Annotated in this window: 10 protein-coding genes and 1 other RNA gene; 4 read left to right on the forward strand and 7 right to left on the reverse strand. The window is 53.6% G+C overall.

Translation table 11 applies throughout. From position 1 onward, the window contains the following. Positions 1-37: 37 nt before the first annotated feature. Positions 38-2,995 (reverse strand): M16 family metallopeptidase, encoded by a 2,958-nt coding sequence (locus B0B12_RS17465; RefSeq protein ID WP_076671566.1) that lies wholly within the window; start codon positions 2,993-2,995, stop codon positions 38-40. 131 nt (positions 2,996-3,126) lie between these two features. Then, a complete protein-coding gene (locus B0B12_RS17470) occupies positions 3,127-5,028 on the reverse strand; it encodes a DNA polymerase III subunit gamma/tau (RefSeq protein ID WP_076671569.1) in 1,902 nt (633 codons plus the stop codon). Positions 5,029-5,406: 378 nt separating this feature from the next. On the opposite strand from B0B12_RS17470, the gene B0B12_RS17475 reads away from it, so the two are divergent. Then, the gene (locus B0B12_RS17475; protein ID WP_244554757.1) at positions 5,407-8,502 is read left to right on the forward strand and encodes a T9SS-dependent M36 family metallopeptidase; all 3,096 of its coding nucleotides are present in this window, start codon (positions 5,407-5,409) and stop codon (positions 8,500-8,502) included. Between the two features lie 78 nt (positions 8,503-8,580). Here B0B12_RS17475 and cfa read toward each other — a convergent pair whose 3' ends face one another. From cfa to B0B12_RS17490, 3 genes are all read right to left on the reverse strand, one after another. After that, positions 8,581-9,702 carry a cyclopropane fatty acyl phospholipid synthase gene (gene cfa, locus B0B12_RS17480; protein ID WP_076671572.1) on the reverse strand — a complete coding sequence of 374 codons (1,122 nt, stop codon included), beginning with the start codon at positions 9,700-9,702 and terminating at the stop codon, positions 8,581-8,583. Positions 9,703-9,784: 82 nt separating this feature from the next. Continuing rightward, positions 9,785-11,143, reverse strand: coding sequence for a sensor histidine kinase (locus B0B12_RS17485; RefSeq protein WP_076671575.1), 1,359 nt, complete (start codon positions 11,141-11,143; stop codon positions 9,785-9,787). Further along, positions 11,133-12,512: a sigma-54-dependent transcriptional regulator gene (locus tag B0B12_RS17490; protein ID WP_076671578.1), complete on the reverse strand. Its 1,380-nt coding sequence runs from the start codon at positions 12,510-12,512 to the stop codon at positions 11,133-11,135. The genes B0B12_RS17485 and B0B12_RS17490 overlap by 11 nt, the downstream gene beginning before the upstream one ends. Before the next feature lie 292 nt (positions 12,513-12,804). Here B0B12_RS17490 and B0B12_RS17495 point away from each other — a divergent pair, with 292 nt between their 5' ends. From B0B12_RS17495 to ssrA, 3 genes are all read left to right on the forward strand, one after another. Continuing rightward, positions 12,805-15,162 carry an ABC transporter permease gene (locus tag B0B12_RS17495; protein ID WP_076671581.1) on the forward strand — a complete coding sequence of 786 codons (2,358 nt, stop codon included), beginning with the start codon at positions 12,805-12,807 and terminating at the stop codon, positions 15,160-15,162. A 374-nt stretch (positions 15,163-15,536) separates the two neighbouring features. Then, positions 15,537-16,673, forward strand: coding sequence for a transglutaminase-like domain-containing protein (locus B0B12_RS17500; protein ID WP_076671584.1), 1,137 nt, complete (start codon positions 15,537-15,539; stop codon positions 16,671-16,673). A 142-nt stretch (positions 16,674-16,815) separates the two neighbouring features. Further along, positions 16,816-17,185, forward strand: a transfer-messenger RNA (tmRNA) gene (ssrA, locus tag B0B12_RS17505). Positions 17,186-17,323: 138 nt separating this feature from the next. On the opposite strand, the gene nhaA is transcribed toward ssrA, so the two are convergent. Continuing rightward, positions 17,324-18,556 carry a Na+/H+ antiporter NhaA gene (nhaA, locus tag B0B12_RS17510; RefSeq protein ID WP_083704312.1) on the reverse strand — a complete coding sequence of 411 codons (1,233 nt, stop codon included), beginning with the start codon at positions 18,554-18,556 and terminating at the stop codon, positions 17,324-17,326. Positions 18,557-19,074: 518 nt separating this feature from the next. Then, positions 19,075-19,728, reverse strand: a complete 654-nt coding sequence (locus B0B12_RS17515) for a trimeric intracellular cation channel family protein (protein WP_076671590.1) — start codon at positions 19,726-19,728, stop codon at positions 19,075-19,077. Positions 19,729-20,058 lie beyond the last annotated feature (330 nt).

Genomic DNA, 20,058 nt, shown 5'->3' on the forward strand with positions numbered 1-20,058 from the left:
GCTGCCGTTTTTGCTTCTTAAGGTATAGGGCGGAGTCTTAGTATCCGAAGATCTCTTGCAGGCTCAGTTGTTTTACCTTGCCATATTTCTCCAGTTCCTTAAAGTTCAGTCTGTCTTTCGAGCCGATCACCAGGATCGCCTGTGGCTTACCACTCACAAACTGCTTCTGGAACTCCTGCAGTTGGTCGAAGGTCAGACTGTTGGCGCTTTCGTAGATGTCGCGGCGGATGTCGTAGTCCAGGCCGAGGCGCTTGGCACGCTCGTAGTCGAACAGGATAGACGACTTGGTGATGCGCTCCGACGAAATGCTGTTGCGCAGCGATGCCTTGGCAATGTCGAAGTTAGCCTCTGCCAGCGGCATGTTGGTGAGAAGCTCCTGCATACCTGCCATGGCCTCAGGCAACTTGTCTGACTGCGTGCCAATGTATGAAGTAATATAGTTCGAGCGGTCTTTCTTGCTGGCCGTGCTGTAGCTTGAATAGGCCGAGTAAGCGAGTGCTTTTGACTCACGCAGTTCCTGGAACACAATCGAGCTCATACCTGCCCCGAAGTACTGGTTGTACAGACGGATAGTCGGCACCATTTCCTTCTTGAAGGCATCGGCTTTGGTCAGGAAAATCAGCTCGGCCTGCACCATGTTGTAATCTACCCAGTAAACCGTCGGCTGCTTGATATCGAGCTCAGCGTATACCTTTTCGGCTGGCACAGGCTTCAGTTTAGCCGGCACGATGTGGCCCGCATTCAGCGTCGCCACCAAGGCGTCTGTTTCACGTGGGCCATAGTAGAGCACGCGGTGCTCGTAGGTAGGGATGCTCTTGATCAGGCTCACCAATTCCTGCGGCTTCACAGCCTTCAGCTCTTTTTCCGACAGCACGTTCGTGAACGGGTTTTTCGGTCCATACTTGGCATAGCTCACCAGCGCCTGGTTCAGGATAACGCCTTTATTCAGTTTAGCGTCGTTTCGGGCCTTCAGTATACCTTGCACCATGTCGTCGAGGGCTTTCTGGTTCGGCTGTGGATTCTGCAGCACGCTTTCGAACAGGGCCAGCGCCTTTTCAAAGTTCTCGTCGAGGCCGGAGAGCGTCACGTATACCTGGTCACCGCCGGCAGACACGTTGAACGAAGTGCCCAGCTTGTAGAACTCTTTCTTCAGTTCCTCTGCGCTATACTTGTCGGTGCCCAGGAAGCGGAGGTAGTTCACCGCCATACCCAGTTTCTGGTCATTGTCGGTGCCCATGTCCAGGATGTAATAAAGCTGGAACAGGCCGTTTTCGTTGTTTTTGGTGTAGAGCAGCGGAATGTTGTTTTTCAGCTTGGCCTCTTTGATGTCGGCTTTGTAGTCCACGAAAACAGGCGAAAGGTCAGAAACTTCCTTGGCCATAAACTGGCTGTAGTAAGCCGACTGCGCCTCGCGGTTAACAGGCACCGGGGTGATGCTTGGCTTCTCTACTTTTTCGGCTGTGGCGTTCTTGTCGTTGCGCTTGTATACCAGCACGTAGTTGTTGCCCAGGTACTTGTTGGCTACTTCCACCACATCCTGCTTCGTTATCTTGGCAAACTGATCCGGACGTTGCACATAGTCGGCCCACGGAATGTCGTAGATAAAGGCCGTCACGAAAGCATCGGCACGCTCCGAGTTGCGCTCGTAGGCGCGCATCAGGCTGATTTTGTTGTCGTTGATGATGGCCGGGATCAGATCGTCGTCGAACTTACCTTGCTTCACCAGCTCCACTTGTGCCAGCAGCATGTCTTTTACCTGGTCCAGGGTCTGGCCCTGGCGTGGCGAACCGCCCAGACGGAACACTGAGTAGTCCTTCATCTGGTTGTCGTAACCATAAGCCTGCAACACTTTCTGCTGCTGGTTCAGGTTCAAGTCGATCAGACCCGCCTGTCCGTTGTAAAGGATGGCGCTGATCATGCTCAGCACTTGCGCGTCGCGTGCGCTCATGCCCGGGAAACGGTAAGCGATGGATACGTTCTCAGCACTTGGGCCGCTTACTTCTTTCACAATCGGCTGTGCGATCGGTTTTTCCTGCGCTACCGTGAAAGTTGGAGCGGTGCTCGGCTTCAGTTTACCGAAATGGGCATCAATCGCACGGATGGCCTCATCAAAATCGATGTCGCCGCTCAGTGCCACGGCCATGTTGTTCGGCACATAATACTTGTCGAAGTACTTCTTGATCTCGGTGATAGACGGATTTTTGAGGTGCTCGATGGTGCCGATGGTGGTCTGTGTGCCGTACTGGTGCGTCGGGAACATGGCGGCGTTCAGCGTCTCCATCACTTTCCAGCCGTCGTTGTCGAGCGTGCGGTTTTTCTCTTCGTACACAGCTTCCAGCTCCGTATGGAACAGGCGTGGCACCAGTTCCCCGAAACGATGTGCTTCCAGCTCTACCCAGCGCTCCAGTTGGTTGCTCGGGATGTCGTTGGTATACACGGTCTGCTCCACAGAGGTATAGGCGTTGGTGCCTTTTGCCCCGATGGCGCCCAGAATTTTGTCGTACTCGTTGGCCACGGCATAGGTAGCCGCTACGCCGGAGATGGAGTCGATCTGGTGGTAGATTTTCTTGCGCTGGGCTGGGTCAGTCGTCTGACGGTGCTTCTCGTAGAGCGCCTCAATCTTATCGAGCTCGGCTTTCTCCTTGGCCCAATCCTGCGTGCCTAGTTGGCTCGTGCCTTTGAACACCATGTGCTCGAGGTAATGCGCCAGACCGGTGGCATCGGCAGGGTCGTTTTTGCTGCCTGCACGTACCGCTATAAAGGTCTGGATACGTGGCGCGTCTTCGTAGTCGGTCAGGTATACCTTCAGGCCGTTGTCCAGGGTATAGACGCGGGCATTGAGCGGGTCATTCGGCACGGTTTCGTACTTGTACTCCTTCTGCGCTGGAGCAGCCACAGCCGTGTCGGTCGTCGAGGCGGTCTGGTACGTTTCGTTCTTACACTGCGTGAACGTGAGGGCGAACGCAGCCAAAAACAGGGACAATCCTTTTTTCATGAGTATGAGGTTAGGTATAGGATAAGGTATGGCAAAACAAAAAGGCTGGGCCACAAAGCTTCCGCGAAGAAAGCCTTGTGACTCACCTTGTGTTTTAATTAGAACTTTACAAATATAAAATTTTTCCTGAATTAGAAATCAGTGTCGAGGCCAAAGCGCTGCTTTAAATCGACGAGCACCGGGTATTTCTCGGCCAGGTAGTTGAATTTGTCCTGCGAGGTATACAGTTTGCGCTCATCCTGCACTTCCATCACCTCGGCTCTCAGCTTAATGCTGCGGTTGCCTGTCTGCTGTTTCAGTTCACGCAAAATCTCGGGGCGCAGTGTCGTGAACTGGTCCATCATTACGTGGTTCTCCAGGTGCAGCACAATCTCGTTACCCTCCCCAATGTGGAACTGACGGTTGAGCAAGGTATACTCCATCATGTTCTCGCCTTTTTTGCGGCGCAGGATGGCGTGCCACACCGTGTTCAGGCGGGCCTGGTCGAGCGGTGCGGTGGCGCTGTAGGCTGTGTCGTCTTCTTCTTCCGCCACGGCCACATCGGCTATAGCTGCAGGCGGGTTCTGCAGATCTTTGAGGCTTGGCAGTTTGCCGAGCTTTTTCTGAGGCGGCACAGGTATAGAAGGACGCTGCGCGACAGGTGCCGGCTGCGCGTCTTGCGCAGGCGACAAGCGGCCATCGGGCGTTACGTGCTGGGGTTTGGGCGGCTGTTGCAGCTCCTCAGAAGGTACATGGCCCTGTCGGTGGGGTTGCTGCAGGCTCTCCGAAGGTATAGCTGTGCCCTGCTGCTGCATGGCGGCTGAAGGCACCGAGCCGTTAGCGGGCTGCTGCATCGCTGCCGAAGGTATAGCCGGGGCACCAACTGACTTGGTAGCGGCTGGTGCCGGGGCTGCTACCTTAGCTTTTTTTGATTCGGCTCCTTCCTGGGCAAAGCTAAAGGCCGCGTTGAGGTGCGCCATTTTCATCAGGCACAGCTCCACATGCAGGCGCTGGTTTTTGCTGCTCTTGTAGTGCATGTCGCAGGTGCTCACCAGGTTCAGGCCCGACAGCAGGAAACTCACGTTCGCCTGCTGCGACTGTTCGGCATACCTGGCTTTGATGTTGTCCGATACTTCGAGCAGTTGTACCGTCTGCACGTCTTTGCATACCAGCAGGCTGCGGAAGTGCTCGCCTATACCGATCAGGAAGTTATGCGCATCGAAACCGTTCTTCAGAATTTCATCAAACAACAACAAAGCGCCCGATAAATTCTGGTGAAGCAGGTGGTCTGTCAGGCGGAAGTAGTAGTCGTAGTCCAGGATGTGCAGGTTCTCGACCGTGGCCTTGTAGGTCACGTTGTGGCCGGAGAAGGTCACCATCTGGTCGAAGATCGACAGGGCGTCTCGCAAGGCGCCGTCGGCCTTCTGCGAGATCAGGTGCAGGGCGTCGGCCTCGGCCTGTATGCTTTCTTTTTGGGCGATATTGCCCAGGTGGCGCACCATATCCTCGATCCGGATTCTGTTGAAGTCGAAGATCTGGCAGCGCGACAGGATGGTCGGGATGATCTTGTGGCGTTCCGTGGTGGCCAGGATGAAAATGGCATAGGCAGGCGGCTCCTCCAGCGTCTTCAGGAAGGCGTTGAAGGCCTGGTTCGAGAGCATGTGCACCTCGTCTATGATGTAGATCTTGTATTTGCCGGTCTGTGGGGCGTAGCGTACCTGCTCCACCAGGTTCCGGATATCCTCTACCGAGTTGTTGGAGGCGGCATCGAGCTCGTGGATGTTAAAAGAGCTGTTGGAGTTGAAGCTGCGGCACGATTCGCACTCGTTGCAGGCCTCTACCTCCGGGGTGATGTTCTGGCAGTTAATGGTCTTAGCCAGGATACGGGCACAGGTGGTTTTGCCCACACCACGCGGACCACAAAAAAGGAATGCCTGCGCCAAATGATGGCTGCTGATGGCGTTTTTGAGGGTGTTGGTGATGTGGTGCTGCCCCACCACGCTGTCGAACGTGGCCGGACGGTATTTACGCGCTGATACTACAAAATTTTCCATTCCCTACAAAGATAATCAATCTGATGCTCAGATGGGAGTGCTTTTTATACACTAGTTTTCCAAGGGTTTATCCACAGTGTTTAGCAGGCCGAATGGAGACAAACTGCAGAAAAAAATCTTTAAGTTGCACCACGCAAAGTCTATATATAAAATAAACTATACAGAAAAAAAGGTACCTGCGAGCTGTTTATTTTTACTCAAAGCAATGATGTTGTATTTGCTTTATTTAATTATTTAGAAAAATAGTATAAGTTACTTTTTGCTCTGATAATTCCTGTTTTTCGTGCTGTAAGCTCTTTACTTTTAGGAAGTTAATTACTCCGCTCCAACAATCCGTGCCTTCCAACCGCGATTGTCTAACTCTTAAAAACTTAGCGCATGAAAACACATGTACAACTGCACTGGCAGCTCCTGCTGCTGGTCGTATTCCTGTCCGGAACCTTTACCGCCTTCGGGCAGGGGAAGTCCGACCAAAGGCCTGTCCCGCAGGCGGCTTTGAACCACATTCAGCAAAACAAAAAACAACTCGAATTAGAAGACGAGGACGTAGCCGAGCTCGAACTGGGCAGCGAAAGCGAGAGCCCAAAAAGCGGCATGAAGCACCTCTACATCAAGCAACTCTACCGAGGGATTGAGGTACATGGCGCCGTGACCAACATCAGCATGAGCAAAGAGGGCCGTGTGCTCACAATGGGCAACCGCATGCACAAGCAGGTGGGCAAGTGGGTAAAATCGAACCAGCCGGGCCTGGACGCTGCCGGGGCCGTGGCCGCCGCTGCCCAGCACTTAGGCATCGCCATGAAAGAGCCGCTGACTATACAGGAGCGGGGCAATGGCCGCAACAGAGCGGTCGTCTTCTCCAAAGCGGGCATCTCGCTCGAGCCTATACCTGCCAAACTGGTTTACCAGCCCATGAAAGACGGCAGTCTGCGCCTGGCCTGGGAAGTGTCCATCTACGAACTGGATGCCCAGAACTGGTGGAACATCCGCCTGGATGCCACCACAGGCGCTGTGCTCGACAAAGACAACATGGTGGTACACTGCCAGTTCGAGAATGACGGCCCCGGAGGCAGCTTTATGCACGAAGACCACAGCCATACCTTGGCCTCGCCTTATGTAGCGGCGCCTCAGGCAAGCATCGTGCGCGTATCCAATGCCTACAATGTGTTTGCCATGCCGGTGGAGAGCCCGAGCCATGGACCGCGTTCCATGGTGAGCACCTCCGCTGCCCATCAAACGGCCTCGCCGCAAGGCTGGCACACCGAAACCAGAACGCGTGGCAATAACGTGTACGCCTACGAAGATCCCATTAACAACAACAGCTGGAGCCTCAACTACAGCCCAGACGGCGGACCGGAGCTAAGCTTCGACTTTCCGATCGACTTCACTAAACCGCCGGTAGAGAACCGCGACGCGGCCATCACCAACCTGTTTTACTGGAACAACGTGATTCATGATGTGTGGTATCAATATGGCTTTGACGAGGCCAGCGGCAACTTCCAACTCAACAACTACGGCCGTGGCGGATCGCAGGGTGACCCGGTGCTGGCTGAGGCGCAGGACAACCGCAACGGCACTTCCCGCAACAACGCCAACTTCTCCACGCCGGCCGACGGTTTTGCGCCCCGCATGCAGATGTACCTGTGGAGCAGCCCGCCCGATCCGGACATGGTGTCTGTTTCTTCGCCAGCCTCAGTGGCCGGCAGCTACCCGGCAACGGAAGCGGCCTGGGCCCGGAAACTCACCTCAGACCCTGTAGTCGGCAAACTGGTGGTAGGGCAAGGCACATCGGCTGTACCACAGGAAGGCTGCGGCGTGCTCTCTAACACGGCCGAGGTTGCCGGTAACATCGCTGTGGCGTACAGAGGAAACTGTCCGTTTACGGAAAAAGTAGAAGCAGCCCAACTGGCAGGTGCCATTGCTGTGATCGTGATCAATAATGCCCCAGGCGACCCGATTGCGATGGGAGGAACACCGACTATGCCTATTACGATACCTGCTGTGATGATCAGCCAGGAGGCAGGCGCCTTGCTGAGAGCCCGCCTGGATGCCGGCGAGGATGTGATCGTTCGCCTGAAGGACGATGGCAGACCGGAAATTGATGGCGACTTCGACAACGGCATCATCGTGCACGAGTACGGCCACGGCATCTCCAACCGCCTGACGGGCGGGCGCACGGTGACGGGCTGCCTGAGCAACGCCGAGCAGATGGGAGAGGGCTGGAGCGACTGGTTCGGCCTGATGATGACCATGAAGCCCGGTGACACAGGCGCTAAAAAGCGCGGCATCGGTACCTATGCACAGGGGCAGGCCACTGACGGAAACGGCATCCGCCCTGCTCCTTACTCTACGGATTTCGGCATCAACGCGCATACCTATGCTTCTACGAACAACGCGGCTATCAGCCAGCCGCACGGGGTGGGCTTTGTGTGGTCTACCATGCTCTGGGATATGACCTGGGCGATGATCGACAAATACGGTTTCGATGCGGACCTGTACCATGGTAAAGGTGGCAACAACATGGCCATGCAGCTGGTGATCGACGGAATGAAGCTGCAGGTTTGCCGCCCTGGCTTCATCGACGGCCGCGACGCGATTCTGCTGGCCGACCGCCAGAACTATGAGGGTGCCAACCAGGAACTGATCTGGAAGGTGTTTGCCAGAAGAGGACTGGGCTACAGCGCCAAACAAGGGTTGAGCACCAACCGCTTCGATCAGGTAGAGGCCTTCGATCTGCCGGAAACATACGCCTGCACGACTCCGCTTACCCTGGAGGCGGTGGCCACTTCGAACGTTTACACAGGCGGCGTGGCCTCTAACCTATACCTGGGCTACGGTCCGCAGAATGTGCGCCTGCAGGCGGGTGGCGATGCCGACAACGTGTATACCTGGAGCGGACCAGAAGGCCTGAGCGCAACGACAGGTGCCAGCGTGACATTCACGCCGAAAGCTGCTGGTACCTATACCTTCACGGTGCGCGCCGTGAACGGCGATGGCTGCATCAAGCACCAGACGATCACGATAACGGTGGTAGACGTGCGCTGCGGCGATGGCAAGAAGAAAGACAAAGTACTGGTATGTGTGGATGGTGTGGCAGAATGTGTGGCTCCGAATGCAGTGCCATACCTGCTCACAGCTGCCAAAGGAAGCCTGGGTAACTGTGGACTGGCTGCGACAGCAACCGCCGCTGCCAAAGCTGAGATCAGTGCTGAGAAAATGGCCCTGCGTGCCGTGCCGAACCCATTCGGTGCTAAAACCGACATTGGTTTCACGCTAACGCAAGATGGCAGCTATAAACTGGAGGTGCTCGATATGCGAGGTGCTGTAGTAGCTGTTCTGGCACATGGTACAGGTAGTGCAGGCCAGCATCATACCTATCAGTTCGAAAGAGGCAGACTGGCCGGAGGCATGTACATTGCCCGACTGGTAACCGACGAAGGGGTTTCTTTCATCCGAATCCTGATTCAAAAATAATGCATGTTTAACTCTCCTAACTAAGACAAGGCCGGTGACTAGTTTCACCGGCCTTTGTTTTTTAGGTATAGCCTATACCTACCGCACCGCTTCGTAGCCGCCGGGTATACCCTTCTTAGAAAGCACAAATTGCCACAACTGGTTGTTGCGCGCCCGGAAGGAACCAGCACTGGAGAGCAGGTAGTAAGTCCACATACGATAGAAACGCTCCCCATACTCCCCCTGTAGCTCGGGCCAGTGCCGGTTAAAGTTCTGGAACCAGGCCATCAGTGTCAGGTCGTAGTCTGGGCCGAAGTTGTGCAGGTCCTCCACCACAAAAACATGCTCCATGGCGGCACTCAGTTGCCGCAGCGAGGGAATCAGGCAGTTGGGGAAGATGTACTTGTCGATGAAAGGGTCAGGGGAGGTCTTGGAGAAGTTGACACCAATGGTGTGCAGCAAGAACAGGCCATTGTCTTTAAGGCAGCGGGCAGCCGTTTGCATATAGGTGCGGTGGTTGCGGTAGCCCACGTGCTCCGCCATCCCGATCGACACCACGTGGTCATACTGCTCGCGCACGTCGCGGTAATCCTGCAGCCTGATCTCGATAGGAAGCCCTTTGCAAAGCTCTTGAGCCAGCGCTGCCTGCTCCTTCGAAACCGTAATACCGACCACTTCCACGCCATACGTTTCCGCCGCATACCGTGCAAAACTCCCCCAGCCACAGCCAATATCGAGCACCCGCTGCCCGGGCTGGAGGCGCAGCTTACGGCAAACCAGATCCAGTTTGTTTTCCTGTGCCTGGTCGAGGTTATCGGCTTCTTTCCAATAGGCGCAGCTGTAGACCAAGCGTTTGTCGAGCATGCGCTGGTAGAGTTGGTTGCCGATGTCGTAGTGACGCTGCGCGTTGCAGGCCGCTTTGCCTTTGGGTTGCAGGTTGATCAGTTTCGCCAGCAGCACTTCCAACACGGTGCGCCAGCCAAAGCGGGCGCTTTTGTAAAGGTCGGCCCGCATCACCCTGAACACAAATTCATCGATCCGATCGCAGTCCCACCAGCCGTCCATGTAAGCCTCTCCTAAACCCAGCGAGCCTTGACTAAGCACACGTTTGTAAAAGCGATCATCATGCACCTGTAGGTCCCATGGGTTGGGTCCGCTGACGGTAATACCGGCGGTAGCCAGCATCGCAGCTACATGTTGCTGGAGGGAGGGGCTGTTCATAAAGCAAGAGTATTTTGGAGGTATATACTCGTTTGCCTATGAACGGAAGTGGTTTTAAATAGTTAATAGTGAAAGGTATACGCTAAAAGGTGAGGGTGAAAACAGAGCCCACGCCCTCCTGCGATTCTACCTGGATGGAGCCTTTGTGCAATAGCATGATGTGCTTGGCCAGGCTGAGGCCTATACCTGATCCGTCTTTGTGCGAGGTGAAGAAAGGAATGAAAATACTCTCCATGAGTGCCTCCGGTATACCGGTGCCATTGTCACGTACCTCAACGTATACCTTGCCACTTTCCAGTTTGCCGGCACTGAGCCATACCTGCGGTTCCGGCACCTCTTTCACGGCCCGGGCCGCATTCAGGATGAGGTTAATCAGCACCTGTTCCAGCAGATTCACATCGCCGCTCAGGGTCAGGTCCGGCAACGATACCTGGCAGTGGAGGGCTATACCTTGCTCGGCCAGGCGTGGGCGCATGAGCGCGTCGATGCTGTTGAGTAGTTCCTGTATATAGACCGTGGTGAGCAGCAGCTGTTGCGATTTGTTGAGGTTGCGGTAGAACTGGGCAAAACGCAACAGACCCTCGCTTCGCTTCTTGATGATGGAAATGCCTTCCTCAGTGTCCTGCAGCAGCTCGTGGTTTGGCAGCTGCTGCCCCTTTGCCTCCTGTTCTTCGCGCTCTGCCTGCAGGTGTTTGCCCAGCGAGTCGGCCAGGGAGGCGATGGGGGCCACCGAGTTCATGATCTCGTGCGTCATCACGCGCAGCAGTTTCTGCCAGGCTTCGGTTTCGGTTTCGTCCACGGCAGCGCTCACGTTCTTGATGGCGACCAGCGTGAGCGGGTGGTTTTGCATAGTGAAAGCGGTAGCAGAAAGCAGGAGTTGGGTGTTGCCCTGCGGGAGTTTCTGTTTCAGCAGCTTGTTCTCGCCGGGCTGCAGTTCCAGGATCGCCTCCAGCAGCTGCGGATAGCGCCGCTCCAGGTTGTCGAGGCTTTTGAGGTGCGGTATACCCAGTATTTTCTTGAAGGCATCGTTCACCCACTCCACCTGTCCCGCTTCGTCGTAGGCCATGATGCCCGTGTCTATGAGTTGCAGGATGGTTTGCATGTATTGAAACTGCGCCTCCTTCTCGATCTGTAATTGCTTGAAGGTATAGCTGATCTGGTTGAAGGCCTGGTGCAGCGGCCCCAGCGAGTGATTGGAGGGGTTTTCGTTGAACTGCTGCGTGAAGTCGCGCTGCCGTACTGCCTGCAGAAACTTAGCCATTTCGTAATTGCTGCGGGTGACGTAATTGGCCAGTTCCCATACCTGCGCCAGCATCACCAAAATGCCGGAGCCTACTTGCAGCCAGGTGAACCTAACCAGGTAGACAGAGGTCAGCAGCATCATGCCCAGCAGCAGGATGAATCGGATCAGCAGGCCGAACTCGAGGCGCTTAAATTTCATGCTTGTTCAGGCGGCGGTAGAGTGCGGTGCGGGTCAGGCCCAGCTCCTTGGCTGATTTGGAGATGTTGCCTTTGTTCTTCTCGAGTACCCGACGGATGGTTTCCCGCTCAATCTCGCTGAGCGGCAACTGCTGGTCGAACACCAATGCGCCAGCCGCAGCAGGCTGAGGGCCCTCCAGTTCCATGGCCGAGAAGCTGAAATCCTGTGGCTGCAGCACATTGCCCTCCGCCATGATGATGGCCCGCTCCACGGCATGCTGCAGCTCGCGGATGTTGCCAGGCCAGGTATGCTGCCGTAGTTTTTGAAGCGTGGCAGGCGTAAACTCAGGTATAGGCTTGTGGTTTTTGGGCGCGTAGTAAGCAGCAAAGTGCTGTGCCAGCAGCTCCACGTCGGCACCGCGTGTGCGCAAAGGCGGCAGCACCACCTCCACGGTGTTGATGCGATAAATTAAATCTTTGCGGAACAGGTTTTGGGCAGCCAACTGGTAAATGGGCGCATTGGTCGCCGTAATCAGTCGGATGTCCACTGGGATAGGCTGGTTAGAACCCAGCGGCGTCACCTGCCTGTTTTGCAGCACGGTAAGCAGCTTGGCCTGCATGGTGGGTGAGATGTTACCGATCTCGTCGAGGAAGAGCGTGCCGCCGTTGGCCGCCTCAAAGCGACCCATCCGGTCTTCCTTGGCATCGGTGAAAGCGCCTTTTTTATACCCAAACAATTCGCTCTCAAACAGCGAATCGGTGAGGGCGCCCACGTCCACGCTCACAAAAGGCTTGTCGGCCCGGAAGGACTTTTGGTGCAGCGCCCGGGCTACCAGCTCCTTGCCGGTACCGTTCTCGCCCAGTATGAGCACGTTGGCCTCTGTGGGTGCAATCTTATCGATCTTATACAGCACCTCGCGTATGGCTTCCGATTCGCCCAGTATAGGCGAGGCGTTGCTGTTCGTTTTACTTTTGGCAGCTTGCCCTTTCTGCTTCAGTTGCTTCGCCTCCAGGGCGTGGTGCAGCGTCTCGAGCAGTTTGTCGTTGTGCCATGGCTTCACAATAAAGTCGTAGGCACCTTCTTTGAGCGAGCGTACAGCCAGCTCCACATCGCCATAGGCTGTGATCAGGATCACGGTGGCGTTGGGGTCTTTCTGGAGAATGCGGTTGAGCCAGTAGATGCCTTCGTTGCCGGTATGGAGGGCGCTTTTGAAGTTCATATCCAGGAAAATGACATCGAAGCGCTCCCTGTCGAGCAGCTTCAGCAGGTTTTCCGGGTTTTTCTCCGTCACCACCTCCTTAACCTCGGTCTTCAGCAACATCTTCATGGCGAAGAGCACATCGGCCTCATCGTCGACTACCAATACCCGTCCGTTTTTAACAGCAGCCATAAGCAAAAAAGCTAATTTACAATCCGAAGGTAATGAGTATTTCGCAATTTTACCTTAGGTAAAGCCAGTTTTTTGGGGCGGTCAGGATGTGTTGCGAAAGCGCACATTTATACCTGGCGAATGTGTATCGTAAACGGACAATCTGTTTCTATTGCGTCTGTATAATTAGCTTTTAATCAATGTATTAGGAATGTGGCACTTTTATTTCTTGCCTTTAACAGGTCCATGATGGCTGCGTGCTGTCAGGTATGCTGAAAATGAATTGGAGGAAGTAACAGAACTATAAAAAACGATGCTGAAGAATTATCTCAAAATGGCTTACCGCAACCTGATGCGCCACAAGGGTTTTTCCCTGATCAACATCTCGGGTCTTGCCTTAGGTATGACATGCAGCATCCTGATCCTGCTGTGGGTGAAGGATGAACTGAGCTTCGATCGCTTTCATACCCATGTGGACCAGCTCTACCGGGTATTGAACGTGCAGCACTACCCGGGGGCGGACGATCTGACCACGGATTCGGGGCCAGGGCAGCTGGGGCCGGCCATGCAACGCGAACTGCCCGAGGTGCAGCAGGCCGTTCGCATTTCCTGGGAGCAGGAGAACCTGTTCAGCCACGGCGAGAAGGCCATCAAGGGCAATGGCGTTTATGCCGACTCTACCTTTTTCCAGGTGTTCTCTTTCCCGCTCCTGCAGGGCGACGCGGCACAGGTGCTGCAGCAGCCCAAAACGGTGGTCATCAGCGACAGCCTGGCTCTGAAGCTGTTCGGCACGCGCGAAGCGGTGGGCAAGTTGGTGAAGCTGAACAATACCGAAAGCTATACCGTGTCAGGCGTGATGCAGTCTGTGCCGAAGAATTCCTCGCTCCAGTTTGAGTACGTCATCCCCTTTGCCGACTATGCGGCCATGCACGACTGGATCAAGGAGTGGGGCAACTACAGCCTGCGCACCTATGTGCAACTGCAGCCGGGCGTGGATGTTGCGGCATTCAACGAGAAGATCAAGCCCTTCCTGACAAAGGGCGACAAAGGATCCCGCGATACAGATTTGTTTGTGCAGCCGATGAAGGACATACGCCTCTACTCAGACTTTCGGAAGGGAAAAACAGAAAGCGGGCTGATCATGTATGTCCGGTTGTTTTCGGTGGTGGCCGTTTTTCTGCTCCTGATCGCCTGCATCAATTTCATGAACCTGGCCACGGCGCGGTCTGCCAAGCGGGCCAAGGAGGTGGGCGTGCGCAAAGCCATCGGGGCCAGCAAAAGCTCGCTGGTAGGGCAGTTTATGATCGAGTCTGTGCTGATCGCGTTTCTGGCGCTGTTTATAGCAGTTAATCTCACCGGTATGCTGCTGCCGGCTTTTAATGAACTGACGGGCAAAGCCGTGGCTTTTGATCTAAGTGACCCAACGCTCCTCCTGCTCTTGTTGGGTGTGGCCTTGTTTACGGGTATCGTGTCGGGCAGCTATCCGGCCTTCTTCCTGTCTTCCTTCGACCCGGCGGTGGTGCTCAAAGGCACGGTGAAGCTTAATGATCGGGTGGCGCTTTTCCGCAAAGGCCTGGTGGTGTTTCAGTTTATGCTGTCGGCCCTGCTGATTGTAAGCACACTGGTCGTATACCTGCAGCTTCACTACATCCGCACCAAAGACATCGGCCTGCAGCGCGAAAACATGGTGCTCATTCCCGTTGAAGGGCAAATGCAGGACCGCTACGAAGTGATCAAGCAGGAACTGCTGCGCGTGAACGGCATTACGGCTGTGTCGGCCTCAGACCAGTTCGCGCTGCGGATGGGAGCGAACACCAGCGATGTGGAGTGGAAAGGCAAGGAGCCCGGCGCAGCTGTACTGATCGACTACATGCACATGGATTACGACCTGCTGGAGACCATGGGAATACGGCTGAAAGACGGACGCACCTTCTCCAAAGACTTCGGTGCTGACACGGCCAATTACATCATCAACGAGGAGGCGGCCCGGCTGATGCAGCTGCAGGAGCCGGTTGGCCAATGGCTCAAGCTCTGGGGGGCTGAGGGGCGCATCATCGGCCTGATCGAGAACTTCCAGTCCAGGAGAATGCAGGTGGGGGCCGCGCCGCTGATCATCAAACTGGACCCCGCTAACATCAGCTTCCTGTATGCCCGGGTAGCGCCGGGACAGACGACAACCGCGCTTGCCGCAATGGAGAGCATCCTGCAGAAGCATAACCCGGGCTTCCCTTTTGAATACCATTTCCTGGACGACATGTTCGAGCGCATCTACAGGAGCGAGGCCGTGATCAGCAAGCTGAATAACTATTTTGCGGGCATCGCCATCTTCATTTCCTGCCTGGGTCTGTTTGGGCTGGCGCTCTTCACAGCAGAGCAGCGCAAAAAAGAGATTGGTGTCCGGAAGGTGCTGGGTGCCTCGGTGTCGGGCATTGTGTTTATGCTCAGCAAGGATTTCCTGAAACTTGTGCTGATCGCTAATGTGGTCGCGCTGCCTTTAAGCTGGTATATGATGAACAGATGGCTCAATGATTACGCCAACCGCACGGAGCTGAGCTGGTGGATCTTTGGGGTAGCCTTTGCCGCCACCATCCTCATTGCCATGCTCACGCTCAGCTTCCACGCCATCAAAACAGCCATGGCCGACCCCGTTGACTCGCTGCGGACAGAATAGACTGACACTTAGAACACAATAGCTAATGGGAAAACATGTATCCCCATTAGTCATCGCCCTGCAAGCAGCCAGCTTGCAGGGCGCTTTTTTTTGATGCCCCTGCGAGCCAACATTCTGCTGTGCGAGAGTCGGTAATAGGTTGTTCTAAAAACGCAAAAGTGTATCAGGTATAGGTGTATCGGAAGCGGACAGGTATAGATTGAGATACTAGTTAATATGTTGATAATCAGCATTTTAATTTTTTGGCATTTATCTTTCTTATACCCTTTCAGCTGGTCAGGGCATACGGTTGGCCCGGGTTCGCAAGTAGAAGCATCAGTCACATTTGAAAGAAATAGATTACCTGTCATTCACCATAAGTACAATTTAAAACCATGAAAAAATTATCATCAATCCTGTTCGTGTTGTTTGTATTCGCCATACCTGCTTTCGCGCAGCAGCAGTACAAAGGTTTACCCGTCATCAAGGCAAATGCTCCGGCGGCCGATTATAAAATTGGGAAGGAGTGGACAAAGGGCTCCTGGAACATCATGCCTGAACTGGTGCCGGATGTCATGCTGGTACCGGTGCCTGGTAAAAAAGTAGGCGTTACCTTCCGCACCGACCGCGACTCTATCTCATTTCAGGTAAAGCCGGGCAAGACCTATCAGTTCTATGTGCAGCTCAACGAAAAGGACTACGCGCTCACAGAGCTGCGGGGCTTCGGCTTTGAAGGCATCCAGTTCAACAAGGCCCAGAAAGTGGCTGGTTATACCTTCCTGTATGTGCAGAATCAGAACAACGAGTTCCTGCAAACACTGCGCGAGCAGTATCAGCTAGATGCTCTTGTGGCCGGCGCTAAAAACGACACGGAAAAGGCCCTGCGCATTGTAAACTGGGTGCACAACCAGTGGCAGCACAACGGTTCCAACACACCTAGCAAACCTGATGCGCTCACCATACTGGCGGAAGTGAAAGATGGCAAGCAATTCCGTTGCGTGGAATACGGCATCGTGACGACGTCTGCCCTGAATGCGATCGGTCTGCCTGCCCGCACCATGGGCCTCAAAATGAAAGAGGTGGAGACCATTGAGTCAGGGGCCGGGCACGTGGTGCTGGAGGTATACCTGCCAGACCTGAAGAAATGGGTGATGCTCGACGGACAGTATGACGTGATGCCCGTGTTGAACAATGTGCCCCTGAACGCGGTGGAGTTTCAGCAAGCAATCGTGAACGACTACGAAGCACTGGAGATCAGAAGCCTCTCCGGCACCTCAAAAGGCAAGTACATAGGCTGGGTGTTCCCATACCTGTACTACTTCGACGTGAAGTTCGACAACCGGGAAGGTATGGCCCTGCAGCGCGAAAAGATTGACGGAAAGTCCTCGCTGATGCTGGTACCCGCTGGTGCCAAACAGCCTAAAGTGTTTCAGGTGAAGAATCCGATGGATTACCTCAAATACACCCACTCGCTCATCGACCTGTACGAAGCCCCAAAAATGGCACAGCAGGACGTTTTGTCAGCAAAGTAAGTCGCCTGGCGCAAATGAAACCTCCCACCAGTTAATTGTGTTCTATAGACAGAAAACAGATAGAAGTATGCCGCAAATTATCTACCTTTGTGGCATACTTCTTGAAGTATAACACGTAAGAATACGACGTTCTTTCATTTACGGGGATGACTGGAATTGACAGCTTGTGCAGATTGCGTGTAAGCATGTCGGGTGATGAACGTACCACCTGTTAAAAATCCGTTCGAACAATAACTGGCGAATCTAACTACGCCATGGCTGCTTAATCTAGGTATTAAGCACTAGCCATAGTCTCGTGCAGGTTTCGTGAATCTGCTTGCACATCAGAGGCTTCGATCCGATTGACTAGTCTGTGTAAGGGTGCGGTGCACAGGCGAAACTAAGCATCTAAGGAGTGCGCATAAGTTTGACTTATACTTGCAAGCTCCCGACAATCCGAATAAGTCTAAGCATGTAGAAGGCACGACGGTTTCCTTGTCTGGACCAGGGTTCGAATCCCTGCATCTCCACAACCCATCTAAAAAAACGGCCCTTGCGTATTGCAGGGGCCGTTTTTATTTTATTGGGTCAAACATTGGTTAATAAAAAAGGCCTTGCAGGTATACAACTTGCAAGGCCTTTTTTATTTTGAGAATGTCTTGAATCAGTACTTATGCTATCGGATTGCCTTCCTGTGACACGGGTACATCCCGGGTGATAGGTACTTCCGTCAGCTCGTTCTTTGCACCCATTCTTCCCAGGAACAGGTACCCTGATATACCGGCAATAACAGAGGCTACCAGAATCGCAAACTTGGCTTGCGTTTGGAAATCAGGGTCGCTGAAAGAGAGCAGGGCGATAAAGATGGACATGGTAAATCCAATGCCTGCCAGTAAGCCCAGGCCCACGAACTGTAGCCATTTGGTGCCTGTAGGCAGCGAGCTTATACCTAGTTTCACCGACAGCCACGAGAAAAAGACAATGCCAATTGGTTTGCCTACCAGCAAGCCAAAGATAATGCCCAGGCCAAGTGTGCTGGTCAGTCCGTCGAGCATGCTTGCCTCGAAGGTAATGTTGGTGTTGGCTAAGGCAAAGATCGGCATGATCAGGAAGTTCACCGGTTTAACCAGGGCGTGCTCCAGTTTCTCCAGCGGGGATTCCTTTTCGTCAGGCGTAGTAGGCAGGGTCAGTGCGGTCAGTACGCCTGCAATAGTGGCATGTATACCTGAGTGGTGGATAAAGTACCAGATCACAACGCCTGGCAGCAGGTATAACCAAATGTTCTTCACCCCCATGCGGTTAAAGACGATGAGCAAAGCGAATACACCCGCGGCATACAGGAGGTAGTTGAGGTGCATTTCAGTCGTGTAGAACACAGCAATCACCACAATGGCTCCTAAGTCATCGACAATAGCCAGGGCAGTCAGGAATACCTTTAAAGAGAGCGGCACCCTTTTGCCCAGAAGCGTAATCACGGCAATGGCAAAGGCAATATCGGTTGCCATGGGTATGCCCCAGCCGTTCGCAGTAGCTGTACCCAGGTTGAACAGGGTATAAACAGCGGCTGGCACCAACATCCCGCCTATAGCGGCAAATACAGGTAAAGCAGCCTGTTTAAAGGAGGACAATTCCCCTTCTACCAGTTCACGTTTTATTTCCAATCCTACCAGCAGGAAGAAGATAGCCATCAGGCCATCATTGATCCATAGCAGAATAGGATATCTTAGTTGCAGCGCATCGGATTCATACCCTAACTGCAGCGCCAGCAGGCGTTCGAAGCCTGGGCCCAGGGGAGAGTTTGCGATAAGTAGAGACAAAACAACACAGGCCATCAAGATGAAGCCGCCGGCTGATCCGGATTTTAAGAAGTCTCTGAGAGGAGTGAGGTTGATTCTTTGTAGCATGTCTAAAACTACAAAATTCATTTTAGGCATACCAGTTTATAGTCTGCCATCTTCAAAAATTTGGCGTAAAATCTTGCTTCAGTTTAGGTATAGCTTTAAAAAGTCTAATAGAAATTTGGCATAAATTTTAGAAATCAGGTGCTTTTGCTGTTTGCGCCCTTTACCTTTCGCGGCTGTTCCACACTGAAAAAAACACTCAAAATTCTTGTTATTCTTTAAAAGAAACTGGAAGAAACAAAGGACTCCGGACCACGAACTTCAATCCTATGCTAATGGTCGGGCTAGTTGCCTTCTTTAGTAGGATTTTTTCGGGATGATGAAAACCAACATGTTGCAGCCCTGGCTGGATGAAAAAGGTATAGCATACTGAAAAATTTAAGTCAAGGAAGGGTACAAAGAGGAAAGTTTTAAGGTGTCAATGCTAAAAAGCTTTGTCGGCCACTTGTACCTGACGGGTATATACCTGCTGGTTATAAGAGGCTTGAATCCGATTGACTAGTTTGTGGAAGCCACATGGGCTATACCTTCTTATCACCACCCCGCTCCGTATCGACGGGATTTAGAAATGGCAGCTGGATATGATAGCGCACCGCCACCACCCGGATCAGGATGACGGTGAGGGCAGCAAGCAGTTCGGTGATGGAGATGGACAAGCCGTACTGGTAGCTGATCATGTAAACGATGCCGCCCACTAGGCAAGCCAGGGCATAAATGTCTTTCCGGAACAGAAGCGGCACCTCGTTGAGCAGCACGTCCCGTATAACACCTCCCACCGAACCGGTGATGGCTCCCATCATAATGCATACCCAGAACGGCTGCCCCGCTTCCAGGCTTTTTCCTACCCCCACTACCGTAAACAGACCGAGGCCTATAGAGTCGAAGAGGAACAAGGCCCTGCCCCAGCGAAAAAGTTGTTTCCGGAACACAACTGTGGCAAGCAGGGCTATACCTGTCACGATGAGGTAACTGGCATTCTGCATCCAGAAAGGAGGGAGGTTGAGCAGCAGATCGCGGGTTGTGCCGCCACCAATGGCCGTTACCAGCCCAATGACATAGGCTCCAAACCAGTCGAACTGCTTGTTGGCAGCCCATCGGATACCGCTCACGGCAAACGCAAAAGTCCCCAGGAGGTCCAAAAAGGTGGTAAAACTCTGTGCTGTAAGTTCTATCATAATCTTGCCTGCGCGGTTGTAGCGGTTGGATGTATACCCAGACCCACTCACGAAGATACGGCTGTTCGGGCTATATAGCTATAAAGTGTTTTTTGATTTGTGCCACGTTTGCTGGCAGCGAGCAAGTGTACCTAATGTCTCGCCGGTAAACGTGAGATTGGCGCGCCCTGCCGTGAGTGTCTCCCGGCATTTGAGGAAGATTCAGGCCGTTTCTTTCCGAAGTTCTCACAGGAACCTCTTAATTTAGTGCAGCTGATCTTCGTAGAAGATATACCTGCCCCTGCCATTTAAATATAACAAAACAGCAGAAGTGAGTTATGGCTATTAGTT

The sequence above is a fragment of the Pontibacter indicus genome (genome assembly GCF_900156345.1).
Lineage (GTDB): Bacteria > Bacteroidota > Bacteroidia > Cytophagales > Hymenobacteraceae > Pontibacter > Pontibacter indicus.

Coding starts and splice junctions, on each gene's coding strand:
- B0B12_RS17485 (WP_076671575.1), bottom strand. CDS start 11,143: ATGAAATTTAAGCGCCTCGAGTTCGGCCTGCTGATCCGATTCATCCTG.
- B0B12_RS17515 (WP_076671590.1), bottom strand. CDS start 19,728: ATGATAGAACTTACAGCACAGAGTTTTACCACCTTTTTGGACCTCCTG.
- nhaA (WP_083704312.1), bottom strand. CDS start 18,556: ATGCTACAAAGAATCAACCTCACTCCTCTCAGAGACTTCTTAAAATCC.
- B0B12_RS17470 (WP_076671569.1), bottom strand. CDS start 5,028: ATGGAAAATTTTGTAGTATCAGCGCGTAAATACCGTCCGGCCACGTTC.
- B0B12_RS17475 (WP_244554757.1), top strand. CDS start 5,407: ATGAAAACACATGTACAACTGCACTGGCAGCTCCTGCTGCTGGTCGTA.
- cfa (WP_076671572.1), bottom strand. CDS start 9,702: ATGAACAGCCCCTCCCTCCAGCAACATGTAGCTGCGATGCTGGCTACC.
- B0B12_RS17495 (WP_076671581.1), top strand. CDS start 12,805: ATGCTGAAGAATTATCTCAAAATGGCTTACCGCAACCTGATGCGCCAC.
- B0B12_RS17465 (WP_076671566.1), bottom strand. CDS start 2,995: ATGAAAAAAGGATTGTCCCTGTTTTTGGCTGCGTTCGCCCTCACGTTC.
- B0B12_RS17490 (WP_076671578.1), bottom strand. CDS start 12,512: ATGGCTGCTGTTAAAAACGGACGGGTATTGGTAGTCGACGATGAGGCC.
- B0B12_RS17500 (WP_076671584.1), top strand. CDS start 15,537: ATGAAAAAATTATCATCAATCCTGTTCGTGTTGTTTGTATTCGCCATA.